This window comes from Streptomyces sp. SID14436, from assembly GCF_010548465.1.
GTDB lineage: Bacteria > Actinomycetota > Actinomycetes > Streptomycetales > Streptomycetaceae > Streptomyces.
In genome coordinates this window covers 37,025-54,597 of record NZ_JAAGMD010000531.1, presented here as the reverse complement: position 1 = coordinate 54,597, position 17,573 = coordinate 37,025, and the positions used below count along the sequence as shown (strand labels likewise).

General features: G+C 73.1%; 18 protein-coding genes and 1 pseudogene. 2 read left to right on the top strand and 17 right to left on the bottom strand.

Features of this window, described 5'->3' with window-relative positions; translation table 11 throughout:
- Nucleotides 1-2: 2 nt before the first annotated feature.
- The 9 genes and pseudogenes from G3I53_RS18320 to G3I53_RS18280 all read right to left on the bottom strand — a co-directional run bounded on the left by G3I53_RS18320 (nucleotide 3) and on the right by G3I53_RS18280 (nucleotide 7,858).
- On the bottom strand, nucleotides 3-1,505 hold the full coding sequence (locus G3I53_RS18320; RefSeq protein ID WP_239063973.1) for a diacylglycerol kinase family protein: 1,503 nt from the start codon (nucleotides 1,503-1,505) through the stop codon (nucleotides 3-5).
- Nucleotides 1,502-1,990: a hypothetical protein gene (locus G3I53_RS18315; RefSeq protein ID WP_164334410.1), complete on the bottom strand. Its 489-nt coding sequence runs from the start codon at nucleotides 1,988-1,990 to the stop codon at nucleotides 1,502-1,504. The genes G3I53_RS18320 and G3I53_RS18315 overlap by 4 nt, the downstream gene beginning before the upstream one ends.
- Nucleotides 1,991-2,039: 49 nt before the next feature.
- The gene (locus G3I53_RS18310; protein ID WP_164334411.1) at nucleotides 2,040-2,507 is read right to left on the bottom strand and encodes an SHOCT domain-containing protein; all 468 of its coding nucleotides are present in this window, start codon (nucleotides 2,505-2,507) and stop codon (nucleotides 2,040-2,042) included.
- Between the two features lie 199 nt (nucleotides 2,508-2,706).
- Nucleotides 2,707-3,375, bottom strand: a complete 669-nt coding sequence (locus tag G3I53_RS18305) for a DUF308 domain-containing protein (protein ID WP_164334412.1) — start codon at nucleotides 3,373-3,375, stop codon at nucleotides 2,707-2,709.
- 204 nt (nucleotides 3,376-3,579) lie between these two features.
- Nucleotides 3,580-3,774: pseudogene (locus tag G3I53_RS18300) on the bottom strand (hypothetical protein); the annotation flags it as partial.
- Between the two features lie 156 nt (nucleotides 3,775-3,930).
- Complete coding sequence (locus G3I53_RS18295; RefSeq protein WP_164334413.1) at nucleotides 3,931-4,464, bottom strand: hypothetical protein; 534 nt, start codon at nucleotides 4,462-4,464, stop codon at nucleotides 3,931-3,933.
- Between the two features lie 27 nt (nucleotides 4,465-4,491).
- A complete protein-coding gene (locus tag G3I53_RS18290) occupies nucleotides 4,492-6,156 on the bottom strand; it encodes an MFS transporter (protein WP_164334414.1) in 1,665 nt (554 codons plus the stop codon).
- 228 nt (nucleotides 6,157-6,384) lie between these two features.
- Nucleotides 6,385-6,795, bottom strand: a complete 411-nt coding sequence (locus G3I53_RS18285; protein WP_164334415.1) for a VOC family protein — start codon at nucleotides 6,793-6,795, stop codon at nucleotides 6,385-6,387.
- 151 nt (nucleotides 6,796-6,946) lie between these two features.
- A complete protein-coding gene (locus G3I53_RS18280; protein WP_164334416.1) occupies nucleotides 6,947-7,858 on the bottom strand; it encodes a LysR family transcriptional regulator in 912 nt (303 codons plus the stop codon).
- A gap of 131 nt (nucleotides 7,859-7,989) precedes the next feature.
- Between G3I53_RS18280 and G3I53_RS18275 the strand changes: the two genes are divergently transcribed.
- Nucleotides 7,990-8,661: an NAD(P)H-dependent oxidoreductase gene (locus G3I53_RS18275; RefSeq protein WP_164334417.1), complete on the top strand. Its 672-nt coding sequence runs from the start codon at nucleotides 7,990-7,992 to the stop codon at nucleotides 8,659-8,661.
- A 166-nt stretch (nucleotides 8,662-8,827) separates the two neighbouring features.
- On the opposite strand, the gene G3I53_RS18270 is transcribed toward G3I53_RS18275, so the two are convergent.
- From G3I53_RS18270 to G3I53_RS18245, 6 genes are all read right to left on the bottom strand, one after another.
- Nucleotides 8,828-9,745, bottom strand: coding sequence for an alpha/beta hydrolase (locus G3I53_RS18270; RefSeq protein ID WP_164334418.1), 918 nt, complete (start codon nucleotides 9,743-9,745; stop codon nucleotides 8,828-8,830).
- Between the two features lie 100 nt (nucleotides 9,746-9,845).
- A complete protein-coding gene (locus G3I53_RS18265; RefSeq protein WP_164334419.1) occupies nucleotides 9,846-10,910 on the bottom strand; it encodes a branched-chain amino acid ABC transporter permease in 1,065 nt (354 codons plus the stop codon).
- Nucleotides 10,907-11,845, bottom strand: a complete 939-nt coding sequence (locus G3I53_RS18260) for a branched-chain amino acid ABC transporter permease (RefSeq protein WP_164334420.1) — start codon at nucleotides 11,843-11,845, stop codon at nucleotides 10,907-10,909. The genes G3I53_RS18265 and G3I53_RS18260 overlap by 4 nt, the downstream gene beginning before the upstream one ends.
- Nucleotides 11,845-12,555 carry an ABC transporter ATP-binding protein gene (locus G3I53_RS18255; protein WP_239063978.1) on the bottom strand — a complete coding sequence of 237 codons (711 nt, stop codon included), beginning with the start codon at nucleotides 12,553-12,555 and terminating at the stop codon, nucleotides 11,845-11,847. The genes G3I53_RS18260 and G3I53_RS18255 overlap by 1 nt, the downstream gene beginning before the upstream one ends.
- Before the next feature lie 53 nt (nucleotides 12,556-12,608).
- On the bottom strand, nucleotides 12,609-13,349 hold the full coding sequence (locus tag G3I53_RS18250; RefSeq protein WP_164334422.1) for an ABC transporter ATP-binding protein: 741 nt from the start codon (nucleotides 13,347-13,349) through the stop codon (nucleotides 12,609-12,611).
- Nucleotides 13,350-13,353: 4 nt separating this feature from the next.
- Nucleotides 13,354-14,538, bottom strand: a complete 1,185-nt coding sequence (locus G3I53_RS18245; RefSeq protein WP_164334423.1) for a substrate-binding domain-containing protein — start codon at nucleotides 14,536-14,538, stop codon at nucleotides 13,354-13,356.
- Nucleotides 14,539-14,910: 372 nt separating this feature from the next.
- On the opposite strand from G3I53_RS18245, the gene G3I53_RS34410 reads away from it, so the two are divergent.
- On the top strand, nucleotides 14,911-16,257 hold the full coding sequence (locus G3I53_RS34410; RefSeq protein ID WP_164334424.1) for a hypothetical protein: 1,347 nt from the start codon (nucleotides 14,911-14,913) through the stop codon (nucleotides 16,255-16,257).
- 73 nt (nucleotides 16,258-16,330) lie between these two features.
- On the opposite strand, the gene G3I53_RS18235 is transcribed toward G3I53_RS34410, so the two are convergent.
- Nucleotides 16,331-16,912: a hypothetical protein gene (locus G3I53_RS18235; RefSeq protein ID WP_164334425.1), complete on the bottom strand. Its 582-nt coding sequence runs from the start codon at nucleotides 16,910-16,912 to the stop codon at nucleotides 16,331-16,333.
- 135 nt (nucleotides 16,913-17,047) lie between these two features.
- Nucleotides 17,048-17,458: a Rid family hydrolase gene (locus tag G3I53_RS18230; RefSeq protein WP_164334426.1), complete on the bottom strand. Its 411-nt coding sequence runs from the start codon at nucleotides 17,456-17,458 to the stop codon at nucleotides 17,048-17,050.
- Nucleotides 17,459-17,573: the final 115 nt, after the last annotated feature.

The following is a 17,573-nucleotide window of genomic DNA, read 5'->3' as shown; positions in this document are numbered from 1 at the left end:
GTTCACTGATCCGTACGGCCCCGCGCCAGCCGTGCCACCCGTGGCCAGTCGGCCGTCGCCCCGGCCGGCGTCCTGGCACCCGGGCGGCGGCGCGGCACCCGGACCCGCAGCGCGCCAGGGGCACTGCGGCACACCACCGGCGAGGGCAGTTCGACGTGCTCCCCGTCGATGCCGACCGGAAGGGTGGCCGTGTCCCCTTCGACGACGACCTCTCCGGCATTCACCCGCACGAGCCCCCCGGAGCGGGCGCCGCGCACCAGCCGGGCGGCCTGGGCGGTGTTGCCGACCCGTACGCACACCACCCCGAGGAGCCCCGAGTCCAGGCGTTCGCGGCGCCCCGGACGGGCCGCGTCGACAACGCGCCCGTAGGGGTTGTTGCTGACGAGGAGGGCCCGGAGCCCGTCCACGGACACCCCGTCGGCCCGCGCCCGCAGGGTCGGCGCACCCTCGCCCGTGAGCAGACCCGGCAGGGTGCGCAAGGTCGTCCGGGACTTCGCCCCCCGGTACGCCGGGTCGGTGACGACGAACCCGTACGTCCCGAACGAGGCGTTGTTGACGAAGACCCGGTCTGCCGCGTACCCGAGGTCGACGCGCAGTTCGACACCGTCGGTGAGACCGTCCAGAGCCGCTGCCGGATCGTCACGGTCGAGGCCGAGGTCGAGCGCGAAGTGGTTACGGGTGCCCGCGGGGATGACCAGGAAGGGCAGGTCATGGCCCGCCGCCACCTCGGCGACCAGCGCCTGGGTGCCGTCGCCGCCCGCGACCGCCAGCAGGTCCGCGCCCTCGGTGACCGCCCGGCGGGCCAGCGCGGTGACGTCCTGACCGCCGTCGAGCAGAACCACGTGGCAGCCGGCCGCGCGGGCCCGGTCGGCCAGGTGGAAGCGGTCCACCTTGCCGCCGCCGGACCGGGGGTTCATCAGCACCCAGGCGTGGCGGGGCGCCTCGACCACCGCCCGCCCGGACCGCCCGGACCGCCCGGGCCGGCCGGCCGGGTCGCGGGGGCCGGGGTCAAGTGCCGTACGGGCCGCCGTGACGGCGAGCGCCCACAGGGCGACGGCGACCAGGGCGGGCCCGAGCATGCCGGAGACCGCGTACAGGGTGAGCACGACCACCGGCGCGACGACGGACAGCACGGCTCCGAGAACCCGCAGCACACCGGTGTGGGCCAGGACCCACCACACCCCCACCGCCGCGAGCGCCAGTCCGGCGACGCCGACGAGCACCCACAGCACGCTCCGCAGCCCGGCGGCGGCGAGCGGCACCGCGACGCTCGCCGCCAGGGCCAGCAGGGCGAGGCGAGCCCGCCAGACCCGGTGCCCGTGGACGACCAGGGCTGGGCCGGACTTCCCGGGCCGCACGAGGTCCGTGCCCTGCGCTGTCCGGCCGCCGCTGCTTCTCCGCCGTCCTGCGGCGGATTCCGCCCGCGGGTCGTGCCGGGCCCGGGTGTCCTGCCGGGTGACGTGCCGTCGTGCCGCCGCGTCATCCCCGCGCCGGTGCGACCTCATGCCCGATGGGTCGCAGACCCCTGATAGAGAGGGCGGTCCTCCTCCGAGGCCGGACGGCCCTCGCTCAGGTTGTCGAGGGTGCCGCGCGGGACCACGCACAGGGCCCAGATGATGAAGCCCGAGATGGTGATCAGCACGATCGACCACACCGGGTAGTACGGCAGGGAGAGGAAGTTGGCGATGATGACGAATCCGGCGATGACGACCCCGGAGACCCGCGCCCAGGTCGCCGTGCGGAGCAGCCCGATGCTGACGATCACGCCGACGACACCGAGAGCGAGGTGGACCCAGCCCCAGCCGGTCAGGTCGAACTCGAAGACGTAGTTGCGCGTCGTGACGAAGATGTCGTCCTCGGCGATGGCCATGATGCCCCGGAAGAGGTCGAGCAGTCCGACGAGGAAGAGCATCACGGCGGCGAAGGCCGTGAGTCCGGTCGCCCACTCCTGCTTCGCCGAGGGAGTCGGCCGGGTGTGTGTGGCGGACATCGTGCGCCTCGATTTCTGTGCGGCGGATGTGTTCCGTGGGGCCTGATGGTCAGTGGCCGGCGGCCCGCGTGCTGCTGCCGGGCGCTTCCGCCGGACCGTGGCCGGCCAGGACCAGGTCCTTCGCCCGGCGGAACTCGTCGTCGGTGATGTCACCGCGGGAGCGGATCTCGGACAGCTTCGCCAGTTCGTCCACGCTGCTGGTCCGGCCACCGGCGGCGGCCTGCCTGATGTAGGCGTCGAACTCCTCCTGCTGCGTGCGCGCCTGCTTCATCTCCCGGCGGCCCATGTTCTTCCCGCGGGCGACCACGTAGACGAACACGCCGAGGAACGGCAGCAGGATGGTGAACACCAGCCAGCCCGCCTTCCCCCAGCCGCTCAGGTCGTCGTCGCGGAAGATGTCGACGACGACGCGGAAGAGCAGGACGAACCACATGATCCACAGGAAGAACAGGAGCATGCTCCAGAAGACGCTCAGCAGGGGGTAGTCGTACGCGAGGTACGTCGTCTGCGCGCTCATCTCTCTCCTCCGTCCAGGGGCGTCCGCCCGGGCGCCCTCCGCGTGCTGTCCTCAGCGTGGGCACGGCAGGTGCCGGGTGGCCTCACCCGGGGCGGGTGAGGCCGCGGGGCCGGGGCGGCAAGACGGCCGGCGGTCCCAACCCGCCGTGCGGTGGTGCGGTGACGGCAGCGCAAAGGTCCCCGCCCCCGGCACCCCTGCGTCAGGCTGCCGGAGCGCTGGGGGAGGAGGACGAGGAGGGCATCGAGGGCACGGCCCTGTGGAGGGCGGCCCGCCAGGCGAGGGCGACCGCCGCCTCGGCCAGACCGAGGAGGCCGAGCAGCCGGGTCAGGGCCCGGGCCGACTCGGCCGGCAGGGCGAGCACCACGATCCCCGCGACGATGCCGAGCACGGCGACGACCGCCACGACGCCCCGGTGCGGCAGTTCCTCGGCGGCGATCGCCGTGTACAGGGTGAGCAGGCCCGACACGAGCCACACGACCCCGACGATCAACGAGAGCGCGGCGATCGTCTGCAACGGGTTCCGCAGGCACAGCACGCCGGCCAGGACGTACAGCACGGCCAGGAGCAGCCCCGGCAGGCGTTCGTGGCCCTCCCGTGCGAAGACGGCCACGAACCGGAACGACCCGGTGACCAGCAGGTAGAGGCCGACGAGCACCGCCAGGACGTGCAGGGTCGCCTCCGGCCAGACCAGCACGAGCAGGCCGGGCACGAGCGTGGTGACGGCGGACCCCATGAGCCAGGTCCAGGAACGGCCCACCCGCGCGAGCAGGTAGGCGGAGTCGCCCGGCACCGCACCCGGGGCCGTCCCGCCGGATCCCGCTCCCGGCCCGGAGGGCGGAGCCTGGCGGCCCCCACGCGGCACGGTCATGATTCCTCCTCGCGTCGAACCCCCGCCCGGCGCCGTCGCCCACGCGCGGATCCCGAGCGGACGACGACGCCGGCGGGGGAAGCACCCGACCGCTCCCGATCGCTCCCGACGGCTCCAGCGTCACGCCCCCCGTCGCGCGACCGGCTCACCCACCACGGGTGAGGGACACGGGCAGGGCGTCCAAGGACCGCCCGGCCCGTGTCCCTCCGGCAGTTGGCGTATCTCCACGACCCGGAGTCCCAGTGACTGACAGCGCGCGAGCAGCCCGTACAGGTGCGCCGCGTCCTCCACGGGGCCGAACAGCACGGTCTGGCCGGCCATCACCACGTGGCCCAGCTCCGGGAAGGCCCGGGCCAGCGGCTCCGACAGGTGTCCCTCGACCCGTATCTCGTAGCGCACGCAACTGCCCTTCCGCGGACGGCCGCGAAACCGGTGGACGGCCTCGTCACCTGTGGCGTCCACCTGCGATGGTCCGCCCGGCCGCTCGGCCGGGCCTCACCCGGCACAGGTGACCGGCGGGGGAGGGGCCGGCGCCCGGCCGGGGGAGGCCGGCCGTCAGTGCTTCAGGAAGATCTTGAACGAGATGATGAGCAGGCCGAGCAGCAGGTTGATCGACGCCGTGGCGGCCATGAGCCGAGGTGAGGCACCCGCCCGCCGCGCCGCCGCCACCGACCAGCCCACCTGACCGGCCACGGCGACGCACACCGCCAGCCAGAGGGCGCCCCGCACGTCCAGCCCCAGCAGCGGGCTGACGGCCACCGCGGCGGCCGGCGGGACGGTGGCCTTGACGATCGGCCACTCGTCCCGGCAGACGCGCAGCACGACCCGGCGGTCCAGGGCCTGTTGCGCCAGGCGCGCGCCGAACAGATGGGCGTGGACGTGCGCGACCCAGAACGCCACCCCGGTGAGCAACAGCAGCAGCACCAGTTCGACGCGGGGGAAGTCGCCCAGGGAACCCGCGCCGATCACCACGGACGCCGCGAGCATGGAGCCGTAGACACCGCCCGTGTAGTCCGCCCGGGCCCGCTGCTCCGCACGGCTCGCCCCGCGGCTCGCCCCCGAGCCGGTCGTCGCCCTGGTCCTGACCACGGTTGACTCCCTCCGGCTCCTGCCTGCTCAACGTGCGGATCCGCCGGCGTCCGTGCCGGCCGACCCGGCTGCCCCGTCCGCTCCCGCCGTCGCCGACTCGGCCGGCTGTCGTCGGCGGCTGCTTCGGGGGGCGGTGGGCAGGTGGTGGGTGACCAGGAAACTGGCGAGGGCGATGCCGCCGGTGGCCAGGACGGCTGCCTTCAGACCGTCCAGCTGCGCGGCGGCGTAGGAGTCCGCCAGCGCGTCGACCTCGGACGGGGGAAGGCCGGCCCGCTCCGCTGCCGACCGCACCTGATCGGTGGGGACGAAACTGATGCCCGCCTGGAGCGCGACACCGACCTCGTCCCTGGTGGCCTCGGACAGCCTGGGGTCGTCCGTCACCTGCGTGGTGGCGGCATGGGCCAGCGCGCCGATGAGGATCGAACCGATGAGGGCGGTGCCCAGCGCGGACCCCAGATTCTGGGCCGTGAACTGCAGCCCTCCGGCCTCACTGCGCTCCTCCTCCCCGACGGCGGACTGGATGACGTTGCCGAGCTGGGAGGCGAGCAGACCGATCCCCACGCCCAGCACCGCCATGGCCCCGGCGAACTGGGCGTCGTCGATGACCGGGTCGATGGTCGCCAGCAGCCACACGATGGCCGCCGCCAGGATCAGCAGAGCCAGCCGCACCACCCGCCGCGGCCCCAGGGTGCGCCCCAGCGAGGAGGCCGACAGGGACGTCACGAACATGGTCACGGACACCGGCAGCAGACGCAGCCCGGTCTCGAACGCGTCGAAGCCCTGTACCGCCTGCAGATACAGCGGGATCGTGAAGAACAGACCCAGCAGAATGAGATTCTGGCTGAGCAGCGCCATCAGACCGGACCGCAGCACGGGCCGGCCCAGCAGCGACAGGTGCACCAGCGGGTCGACACCTCCGCCCTCCCGCCGCCGCTCCCAGGACCGGAAGACGGCCAGCACGACCGCGCCGGCACCGACGACGAACAGGGTCGGAGCGAAGCCCAGGACGGTGAACGGCGGATTGCGCGGCTGCACCCACCCCCAGGTGCTGCTCTGCAGCACCCCGAGCACGCCCAGCCCCAGCCCGACGGCGGACAGGACCGCCCCCACGCCGTCCAGCCGCGGCCGTGCGCCCGTCGCGGCGGGCGTCGCGATCACCCGGCGGCACAGCAGCACCGCCACCACGACGACGACCTCCCCGGCGAAGACCAACCGCCAGGTCAGGTACGTCGTCACCCAGCCGCCCAGCAACGGGCCCACCGCTATCCCGGCCCCGGCGAGCCCGCCGATGACCGCGTACGCGACGGCCCGGTCCCGGCCGCGGTACGCCTCCGCGACCAGTGCCGCCATGGCCGGCAGCACCATCGCCGCCCCCAGCCCCTCGATCACCGACCAGCCCAGGGTGAGCACCCACAAGGAGGGCGCCACGGCGGTCAGGGCCGATCCGACGCCGTAGACGACCAGTCCGAGCAGGAACACGCGCCGCCGCCCCAGGATGTCCCCGAACCTGCCCCCGATGAGCATGAAACTGGCCATGACCAGCGCGTACAGGGTGATGACGGCCTGGATGGCGGTGACCTCGGTGTCGAAGTCGTCGACCAGCTGACTGATGGACACGTTCATGACGGAGGTGTCCAGGACCATCAGGAACTGGGCCGTGCCGAGGACGATCAGTGCCCGCCAGTGCTTCACGCCGTCCACCTCGAACTCGCCGTGTCGCAGCAGTACGCCCCGCGGCCGGTCACCGGCCCGGCCCGCACACCACCGCTTCCTCCCACGGCACCCGAACGACGGGCTCCGTGCCTCACCCGCCACGGGGGAAGGACCGCGCCGCTGACGGACGGGCATCCCCGCCGGGCGCGTCCGACCGTGTCGCCGTCCTCGGGGCGTGGCTGCCGGCCGGCTGGTGGCCTGCCGTGTCTACGAGTTGGACCAGTCCCGTGTGGACAGCACGAGCAGATAGCCGTCGGGGTCCTGGATCGTCACACCCCAGGTGTCCCAGTACGGGTTGTGCGCGGGCACCCGCTTGCCGCCGTGCTGCTCCAGCCGGTCGACCAGGGAGTCGGGTACCGGTTCGCCGAGGTAGACGACCAGGAGGTCTTCGGGGGTCGGCCTGGGCTCGACGGGAGCCGCCGGATCGTGGACGAGTTCGAGGTGCCAGCCGGCGCCGGGCCGGCCGACCATGAGCAGCGAGGCGTCTCCCGGTGTGCCGGCCCCGGAGTGCCGGTACAGGATGGCGAAGCCCAGGCCGGAGACCCAGAAACGTTCCGCTGCCCGGAGGTCGCGTGAGGGCCGGGCGATGCGGATGTGTGCTGCGGCGTCAGCCGGCATGGGGTGTTCCTCCTGTGGGGCGGGGCCTGTCGAGCACCGGCGATGGCGTCCGGGACTGCGGGCGGGAGCGAGCCTAGGGTTCGCGTCGGCGTGTGCCATCGGGCGCTGGTCCTACGTCCGCGTGCCGAGAGCCCCGGTCGCCCCCGCCGGTTCAGGCGTCCCCGGTCACCTCGTCGGCTGCCGCCCGGACCGCCGGAAGGAGCGCGGCCACCGCCGGGCCGCTGAGGGCGCCCTTCCGTACCGTCAGCGTGGTCCGCCGGGTCAGCGGTGGCCCGGACAGGGCGACCCGGCGGACCGGGTGACCGGTGCGGTCGGGGACCAGGTCGGGAACGAGTGCCACACCCCACCCCCGGGAGACGAGGCCGAGGACGGCCTGCATGTCGCCGATGTCGGAGACGATGTCGGGGGTGAAACCGGCCGCTGTGCAGGCGTGCAGAGCCAGCCGCCCCAGGTCGGAGGACGGGTCCAGCAGCCAGGGAAGCCGGGCGAAGTCGGAGAGCGGGCGGGCGGTGTCCCCGGCCGACGGGTGGTCCGGCGCGACGGCCAGGCGGATGCGGTCCTCGAGCACCTCCTCCTCGTGCAGCCCCGGCACCTCGGGCGCGGGCACCTGGGGGTAGCGGGCGGACAGCACGGCGTCCAGGTTCCCCAGCCGTACGGACTGGCGGGCCTCGGCGGACGCGACGGCGTGCAAGGTGATCCGCAGGCCCGGATGGGCGGCGCGCAGCCGTGTCACCGCCGGCACCAGCAGGGCAGGGCCTTCGTGCACGGGCACGCCGACCCGCAGATCACCGGTGACCCTGCCGATGCTCGCCAGCAATTCCGACTCCGCTGTTTCCAGGCGGGTCACGATGTGGTCCGTGTGACCGACCAGGAGCCGCCCGGCGGGGGTGAGCACGACCCGGTTGCTGCCCCGGTCCAGGAGGGCCACACCGGTCTCCGCCTCCAGGGCCGACAGCTGCTGGGACACCGCGGAGCGCGTGTAGTTGAGGGCCTCGGCAGCCGCCGCGATCGAGCCGCGGGCGCCGACCTCACGCAGCAGCACCAGTTTCCGTACATCCAGCATGCGTCAGCTCCACTAACGGCGACCGTCAATAACCGTTACGCGAGAATACGCGACATTGTCCGGTGCGGCTTATTCAATGGACGTGGAACGTCAGTGGAACTCCCCCTATCGGAAGAAACAGGGTTTTCAGCATGCCGTCGTTGCTGCACATCGATTCCAGTCCGCGCCGGGAGTCGGTCTCGCGACAGATCTCCGCGGAGTTCGCGGACACCTGGCGCGGGACCCGTCCGGACGGCGCCTACACCTACCGGGACCTCGCCGCCGAACCCGTCCCGCACATCGACCCTCCGCAGATCGAGATCATGCACCGGCTGGAGCGGCAGGGGGTCCGGGACCTGGACGAGGCCCGCGGCATACCGGCGTCGCCGGAGGAGAAGGCCAGCTGGGACGTGACCTGGCCGCTGGTGGAGGAACTCCTCGCCGCCGACACGATCGTGCTCGGCGTGCCGATGTACAACTTCTCGGTCCCCTCGACGTTCAAGGCCTGGTTCGACCGGGTCCTCGTCCCGCCGCTGATCACGGACCCGGCCACCGGCCGGGGCCCGCTGTCCGGGAAGAGAGTCGTCGTGGCGTCCGCCCGCGGTGGCGCCTACGGCCCCGGAACCCCCCGCCACGACTCCGACCACCAGGAGCCCTACCTGAAGGCTGCTCTGGGGATGATCGGCCTTGCCGCCGACCTCACGTTCCTGCACGCCGAGATGACGAAGTCCGCCCACGTCCCCCGGCTCGCGCAGTTCGAGGATCTCGCCGCCGAGTCCCGCCGGGAGGCCGTCGACGGCGCCCGGAAGCTGGCTTCGGCCTGACGCCGCCGCGCGGGGCCCGTACCTCCGGGGAGGTGCGGGACCCCGCGGGCCCATGTGCCACCGCCGCGGGGCGGCGTGACACAGCGGAATCCGGCACTCCTCCACCCCGCCGAGCGGGGCCGCCCGCCGCCCGGCCCGGCCCGGTCCGGTCCGGCCCGACCCGAGGTCAGTCCTCGAACAGAACGGTGTTGTCGAGGACGCCCCGGATGGTGTCCACGGTGTGCGGGGTGGGGGAGTGGAGGATGCTGTAGTGGTTGGTCCCGGGGATGTGGTGGGTGCTGACGCGGGCGGGATCCAGGTGGGCGGTGGTGATCTGGCCGGGCGTGTAGAGGGCCCGGGGCTCGTTGAGCAGCCCGCGTTCGGCGTGGAAGAAGGTGGCGCGGACCTGGCGTCGGTGGAGCGCGGCGTGCGTCTCGGGGTCGGTGAGGATGTCCGTGCCGTCGGCGCGGACGGCGTCGAGCACGCAGCTGCTGCGCAGGTTCGGGGCCCGGCCGGTGAGATCGTGGTCCACGTAGGCGGCCAGATGGGCGTTCCAGTGCGGGGCGAGGGCGGGGTGGGCGCGGAAGTACGCCTGGTAGGCCTCGCGGGTCTCGAAGGTCATCCGGAGGCGTTCCATGGCGGGACCGATGACGGCCTGGAGGAGCTGGTCGATGTCGGTGCCGGGTGGCGCGGGGAAGGCCAGGCCGCCGTCGACGAGCACGACGTGCGGGAAGCGCTCGGGATGGCGTGCGGCGGCGAGGGCGGCGACGAAGGCGCCCATGGAGTGTCCGATGAGGACGGCCTGCCGGCGGCCGAGGTGGTCCAGGAGGCCGAGGGTGTCCGCCACGTGCGCGGCCAGGCCGTAGGGGCCCGGCAGGCGGGCGCTGCCGGCGCGGCCGCGCAGGTCGGGGGCGTAGAAGTCGAGGTGGGGGAGGGCGTCGGCGAGGGCCGTGAAGGCCAGGGAGTTGGCGGTGATGCCGTGCAGGGCGACGACGGGCGGTCCGGACCCGGGCCAGTGGCTGACGGCGAGGTGGCCGCCGTCGGCCGGCACGGTGAGGGTCCGCCGTTCGCGGACGGGACGGAAGGTGGGCTGGGTGTGTGTCATGGCTGCTTTCCGCGCCGGAGGTGTTCGGTGGGGCTGCCGGGGACCGGGACGGTGAGTTGCCGTCCGCGGTCGGCACGGTCGTGGTGGCCGGCCGGGGCCGTCAGGACTTCCTGCGGCGGAGGTTGGCCAGACCGCCGGGGGCGATGTACACGGTGACGACGAACAGGGTGCCCAGGATGAGCATGGGCTCGATGCCCAGGTTCAGCCCGCCGAGACGCTGGTCGAGGTAGGTGAAGAGCACGCCGCCGATCAGGGGCCCCCAGCGGGTTCCGCTGCCGCCGAGGACGGCCATCACCAGGAGCGTGAGGGTGAACTCGGGGGTGCTGGTGTGGGGGGTCGCCCCGGCCGTGACCAGCAGGTGGACGGTGCCGCCGAGCACGGCGAGCGCGGAGGCGAGGGTGAACGCGGCCAGCTTGTGCGTGTAGGGGTTGCGGCCGAGGACGCCCACGCGCTGCTCGTTGTCCCGGATGGCCTGCCAGATGCGGCCCGTGGGGCGGCTGGTGGCCGTCCACACGATCGCGGTGACCAGGACGAGGTAACCGAGCGCGAGCCAGTAGAGGTTGGCGGTGTTGGCGACACCGGTCAGGGCGGCCGGAACCGCGTCGACGTACAGCGGCAGGCCCTCCTCACCGCCGGTGAGGCCGCCGGGGTTGCGTTCCACCCAGATGGCGCCGGCCTGCGCGAAGGCGAGCGTCACCATGGCGAAGCCGACACCGCCCAGCGCGAGGGTACGCAGGGAGATCGCGCCGAGGACGACGGCGGCGCAGGTGCCGAGGACGAGGGTGAGCAGGGCGGCGGGCACCAGGCCGAGGCCGAGCTCGGTCATGGCGAGCTGCGTGCCGTAGGCGCCGCCGGCGATGTACAGGGCGTGACCGAAGGAGAGCAGACCGGTGCGCCCGAACATCAGGTCGTAGCCGGCGGCGAGACCGGCGAAGACGAGGCACAGCGCGAACAGCTGCAGCGAACCGGGGGAGTTGACGGGCCCGTCGAGCAGGAACGGGATGGACAGCGACGAGTAGGGCAACAGCGCCAGCACCAGCAGGACGGCGGCGGGCAGCGTGAGGGGCCGCAGGCGGCGCAGCGGTCCGCCGGGCGAGGACGGCGCGGCCGGCTTCGCCACGGGCGGGGCGGCGGGTGCGGTACGGGGGGTGCGGGTGGCGGTCATGCCGTGCCTCCTGCGGTGCGGGCGGTACGGGTGGTGCGTTGGGCGGCCAGGAGGCGGCGCAGACGCTGCAGGACGGTGGGGCCGGTGGCGGCGGGGCGGGTGAGGACGACGGCCGCCAGCAGGACGACGACGGCGAGGTCTCCGTAACCGCCGGCGTAGTAGTTGGCGTACTGCTGCACCAGCCCGACGGTCAGCGCGGAGACGGCGACGTTGGTGATGGAGTGCAGGCCGCCGATGATGACGACGACGAACGCGAACACCAGCAGCGAGGTCCCCTGGTGCGGGGAGAGGGAGCCGAAGTAGAGGCCGCCGAGGACTCCGGCCAGACCGGCCAGCGCCCCGCCGAGCGCGAAGACGAGGGTGAAGGCGCGGGTGACGTCGATGCCCAGGGCGGTGACCATGGCGCGGTCCTCGACGCCGGCCCGGACGATGAGACCGTAGCGGGTGCGGGCCATGAACAGGCGCACACCGATGAGGACGGCGGCGGCGACGGCGATCAGCACGAAGCGGTTGACGGGCACCCGGGCCCCGAGGATCCCGACCGTGCCGGTCAGCGCGTCGGGGACGGGGAAGGGCCGGGCGTCGGCCCCCCACACGGTCTGCACCAGCGCCGGAAGGGCCAGTGACAGGCCGACGGTGACGAGGATCTGCTCCTTCACCCGCCCGTACAGCCGCCTGATGAGGACCAGTTCCACCACCACCGCGAGCCCCAGGCCGGTCGCGGTGCCGACGACGGCGGCCAGCAGCAGCCCGGGGACGCCCCCGACGGCGTCCGCGGTCAGCCAGGCGGTGTAGACGGCGACCGTCAGGAACGCGCCGTGGGCGAAGTTCAGGACGTCCATCAGCCCGAAGATCAGGGCGAGTCCGGAGGCGATGAGGAAGTACAGGGCCCCCAGGCCCAGTCCGGTGAGGGTGAGCAGGACGAGGGTGTCCATCAGGCGGCTCCGGAGGTACTGGTGTGACGGCCGACGCCCAGCAGCGCTGTCGTGCGTTCGGTGTCGTTGAGCAGTTCGTGCGCGTCGCCCGTGTGCACCACCCGGCCGGCGTCCAGGACGACGGCGTTGCGGGCGAGGCGGCGCACCACGGCCAGGTTCTGTTCCACGAGCAGCAGCGGGACGCGTTCCGCGGCGCGTTCGAGGACCTCGGCAGTTTCGGTGACGACGCGGGGCGCGAGCCCTTTGGTCGGTTCGTCGACGACGACGAGGGTGTTGTCGTTGAGCAGCGTCCGGGCCAGGGCCACCATCTGCTGCTGACCGCCGGAGAGCGTCCCGGCGCGCTGGGCGCGGCGGGCGGCCAGCTCCGGGAACAGGTCGTGGACGAGGTCGTAGTGGTGGGCACTGCCCGGGCGTTCGGCGAGGGTGAGGTTCTCGGCGACGGTCAGATGGGCGAAGATGCCGCGGTCCTCCGGGGCGTAGCCGATGCCCCGCCGGACGGTGCGGTGGGTGGCCTCGTGGGTGATGTCGTCACCGGCGAAGGTCACCCGTCCCGCGGTGACGCGCCCGCCGTCCGGGAGCAGCCCCAGCACGGCCCGCAGGGTGGTGGTCTTGCCGACGCCGTTGCGCCCCAGCAGGGCGGTCACACCGGAGGCGGGCACGTCGAAGGTGACGTCGGTGAGGATGCGCGAACCGGTGATGTCGACGCTCAGGCCGGTGACGGACAGGACCGGCGCCGCCGGCGCGGTGGAGGATTCTGGTGCGGTCACAGGGCGTCTCCCAGGTAGGCCTGCTGCACGGTGGAGTTGGCCATGACCTCGTCGGGCGGGGCGGCGGCCAGCAGGCCGCCGTGGTGCATGACGGCGACCCGGTCGGCGAGCCCGAGGACGACGTCCATGTGGTGCTCCACGAGGAGCACGGTGCGGCCCTCCTCACGGTGGAGGCTGCGGATGAGGTCGGTGAGTTCGCCGGTCTCCTCGGAGGCCACCCCGGCCATCGGCTCGTCCAGCAGCATCAGCCGCACCCGGTCGGGCCCGGGGGCGAAGGTCGGAGCCAGGAGCATGGCCAGCTCCAGCTTCCGCTTGTCGCCGTGCGAGAGCCCGGCCGCCAGGTCGGGGCCCCGCCCGGCCAGCCGGACCCGCGCCAGCACACCGGCCACGTCGGCGGCCGTGACCCGGCGGATGCCCGCGCAGCGCGCGGCCAGCTCCACGTGCTCGGCCACCGTCATGGTCGCGAACACCGAGGAGGACTGGAAGGTCCGGCCGATACCGCGGCCGGCACGCCGGTGCGGAGCCAGGGAGGAGATGTCCCGGCCGTCGAGGCGGATACGGCCCGCGGTGGGGCGGGTCAGGCCGCTGACGAGGTTGAACAGCGACGTCTTGCCGGCGCCGTTCGGACCGATGACCGCCAGGAGCTCACCCTCCTCCACGGCCAGTGACACCTCACGGATGATGTCGGCCCCGCCGACGGACCAGCTCAGGTCCTCCAGTTGCAGTACGGGTGCCATGGGCTCAGCCGATCTTCTTCTCGGCCGGTGCGACCTGCTCGGCGTCGAACGTGCGGGAGACCTCCGGCGCACCCGCCGTGGTGAACTTCGCCTGGAACGTGGGCTGCAGCAGGGCGTGGTCGCCGGCACGGACGGTGTTGGCGCCCTTGATGCCGGAGAAGCTGAAGCCCTCCAGCGCCTCGACCATGGCGTCGGTGTCGCCGTCGGCACCGCCGGCCTTGACCGCCTCGACGACCATCTGGGCGGCGTTGAAGCCGTCCGGCGTGAACAGGTCCTCCTGCCACTTCTTCTTGCCGAAGTAGGCCCGCATGGCCTGCGCCTCGGGCGTACGGGTGGCCTCCGGCACGTAGTGCGCCAGCAGGGTCACCTTGTCGCGCGCCTTGCCGAACACCGGGTAACTGGCCCGGATGTCCAGGCCGGTGACGACGGTGGCGGGGTCCAGCACGCCCTGCTGGTCCAGGGTGGACCACATCGACTGGGCGGTGTCGCCGGCCCACGCCACGAACACCATGTCCGGCTCGGCCGCCTTCACCTTGCTCGCCACCGGCGTCAGGTCGGTCGCGCTCGGCGGGGCGAGCACCGAGCTGACCGTGGTGCCGCCGGTCCCCAGCACGGACTTCACCGCGGCGGCGTTGGCCTGGCCGAAGGCGTTGTCCTGCGCCAGGACGACGACCTTCTTGCCCTTGGAGTCGCCCAGGATGTTCTTGGCGGTCATCACGTCCTGGTACGTCTGACGGCCCGAGCGGAAGGTGTAGCGGTTCACGCCGGTGACCGCGTCGGTGGCCGCGGGACCGCTGATGTACAGGGTCTTGTTCTGCGCCGCCACCGGCGCCATCTGCGTGGCCACACCGGAGGCAGCGGTCCCGGCGATGATCGGAACGCCCTGGCCGATGCGCTGCTTGGCGAGGGAGACACCCTTGGCGGGGTCGCCGCCGTCGTCGTCCTTCACCAGGCTGATCTTGATGCCGTCGACGCGGCCGGTGCCGTCGGTGGCGTGGTCGAGCCCGGCTTCGAAGCCCTGCAGGTACTGCTCGCCGTAGGAGGCCAGCGGTCCGCTGGTGGAGGTGATCAGGGCGACCTCGACCTCCTTGTCACCGGAGGCGGTGCTGCTGCCCGGGGCGGAACAGGCGGCGGTGAACAGGGCGGCGACGCCGGCCACGGCGGCGGAGAGGACAACGGATCTACGCATGCTCGGTACAGCTCCTTGAGGCGGTGGCGATACGCGGAGAAGGGCACCGGGGCCGCCTGCGCGGATCACCGTGCCCTGAGCGACACCCGGCAGTGTGGTGTGCGCCACCCGACCGCCACAATGTGGTCCACCTACATGTATGGGGGTCGAGTCATGTGGTCAGGACCTGCACTCCTGGGGGTGCGACGGGTACTGCGGCGACCCACCGCGTCGGCTACGGCCGGCCCACCGAACCCCCCCGGGACGCGCCGACCGTGACGCCGCCGGGCCGGCCCGCCCCGCGCGAGCCGCCCGGAACGTGGACCCGCTCCCGACCATGTCCCGTACCCGGCCGCGCAGTTGCCCCGACCACCGGTACTACAGTCGGTGCGCATGAATGCTTCCCTCCCCACCCGGCGCACCCTCATCGGCCTGGCCGTGGCCACCGGCGCCTCCGCGCTGACCGGCTGCGCCACAGGCGACGAGCCGGACGGGAAGGGGAAGAGACCGCCACCCACCCCACCCGCCACGGACACGGCCGCACTGGGCGACGCCCCGCCGGCGGCCGACGCCGCGTCGGCCGCGTCACCCGGCAGGGCCTGGCGCTACACCCACGTCCCGCCCGGCGGCCAGGACGCCTCCTACCGCGCCCTGGCCGTCACCTCACGGGACGACGTATGGCTGCTGGGCACGCGGGGCGAACCGTCCGTCGCCCCGTTCCTCGAGCACTGGGACGGCAGACGGTGGAGCGAGCCCGAGGTGCCCGACGAGCTGAAGAGGGGCGACCGGCAGTCCACCTTCGCCCTGGCGGCGGGCGAGCCCGGTGAGCTCTGGCTCGCGCAGCGGACGGTGGACGGCAACGGTCGGTTCGCCGTCTTCCACCGCGCGGGCGGGGAGTGGCAGCGCCTCCCCGACCCCCCGGCCGTCCAGGGCGAACAGTGGTCGGGCGGCGCCACGGACGGGGCCTGGTGCGTGGCCTCCGGAACGCACCTGTGGGCGAACCTCTCCGGCAAGGTCGTCCACTGGGACGGACAGCGCTGGGACGTCCCCCCTCTGGCCTTCTCCGCCGCCGCCCTGGCCGCCGCGCCCGCCGCGGACGGCACCCCCCGCGCCTGGGTCGCCGGTGCGGCGGGCATCGAGTGCGGCCAGGGCGGCGCGTGCTACCCCCAGCCCGCCACCGCGCGATGGGCGGACGGTGCCTGGCAGCAGATCGACACGCCCACGTACCGGTTCCCCGACCCCCTACCGCCCGAGCCGTCCGCCACCCTCGACACCGTCGTCCACGACCCCGTGAACGACCGCCTGTGGGCCCTCGGCCGCCACGACTTCAACCACGGCGAGGCGGACGTGGAACCCGACAGCGAGGACATCGTGCTGACCGGTGACGGCACCGCGTGGACGAAGGCGAGCGTCCCCGACCAGGGCCGTGCCTTCGCGACCGCCACGACCGTCCCCGACGGAACCGGCGGCCTGCTCCTGGACGCGTGGACCCGCCGGACCCGGGACGGCGCCGTGCACAAGCTGCGCGCCCCGGACCGGCTGCCCGAACCGTCCGAGGTGCCCAAACCGAAACGCCGGTACGACTTCAAGCAGCCCTTCGACATCGCCCGGACGTGCCTGATCCCGGGCACCCGAACCGTCCTCGCGGCGGGAGTCGTCCGCTTCAACAACTCCTCGGACACAGGCGACCCGCCCCTGCGCCCCGCACTCGCCCGGTACGACGCGGACGGCGCGAGCTGACTGCGCCGACCGGCCCGGCCCGGCCTGGCCCGGCGTCTGCAGGGGGCGGGGCCCTGCCTCGGCGGGCGGGCTCTCACCGCTCGGGCTGCTCGTACTCGTCGACCGTGCCGTCACCGTTCTCGTCGTACAGGTACTGGTAGGAGCCGTCGCCGTAGGCGTTGCGATAGCGCATGCACCTGCCCTCCGCGCGCAGTTCCGGCTCGTTGCTGTACCAGCCGCGGTGGAAGGTGACCTGGATGCCGTCGTCGAACGTGGTCATGATGCCCCGCTCGACCTTCTCCACCGTGCGCCCGTCCGCCCGCCAGGACGCCTCCAGCGCCTTCATGGCAGCGCGGTAGTCGTCGCCGTCCGCGAAGTTGAGCTTCCAGGTGTAGATCGGCTGGCTGCGCGTGACGTCGCCGTCGTCGAAGCCGAAGTCGTCGACGCAGGAAGAACTCCCCTCCTTGACCGGGGAGGGGTCGCCGGCGGGCGCCGGCGAGAGGGTGCGGTACACGGCGTTGCCGGCCTCGGTGGTGGCCCGCACATGGGCCCGCAGGTCCTCCGACGTGCCCACGGGACCGCCCGCCACCGCCTCGCACCCCTTGGCCACCAGCGCACACAGCGCCACGAGCGTGACGACGACGGCGGCGGCGGTGACGGTGGCTCGCTTCTTCATACCGGCGATCAAAGCCGAGCCTCGTCCGCGAGGGTACGGATCAGCTACTCAGGCGGCCTGAGCGCTGATGCTCATCCCGGCCGGCGGCCGTGTCTGTGGGGCCGGGGGCACGGGCGGGCGCGGAGGAGGGGGCGGTTACGCATCGAGCACGGCGGCGACGGCCTCGATCTCCACCAGCTGGTCCGCGTAGCCGAGCACCGTGACGCCCATCAGGGTGCTGGGGACGTCGTGGTCGCCGAACGCGTCCCGGACCACTTCCCAGGCGGTCACCAGATCCTCCTGCCGGGACGACGCCACGAGAACCCTGGTACTGATCACGTCCTCCAGAGACGCGTCGGCCGAGGCGAGAGCGGTCCGCATGTTCTCCACGGCCTTGGCTGCCTGGCCCGCGTAGTCACCGACGGCAGCCGTGGAGCCGTCGTCGTTGAGCGGACACGCCCCCGCGAGGAAGATGAGCCGGGACTCGGCGGGCGCCGTGGCCGCATACGCGTACTCGGCGACGTCGGACAGGGAGGCGGAGCGGATCAGGGTCACGGCACGAGCCACGGTCGTCGGGGTCCTCTCGAGCGAATGCAGGGCGCAGACATCCTGCCTGTCCCAAGGCTGTCACCGCCTCCCCTTTTTCCGACCGGTGAGGCGTCACGAGGCGTCCCCCGGCCGG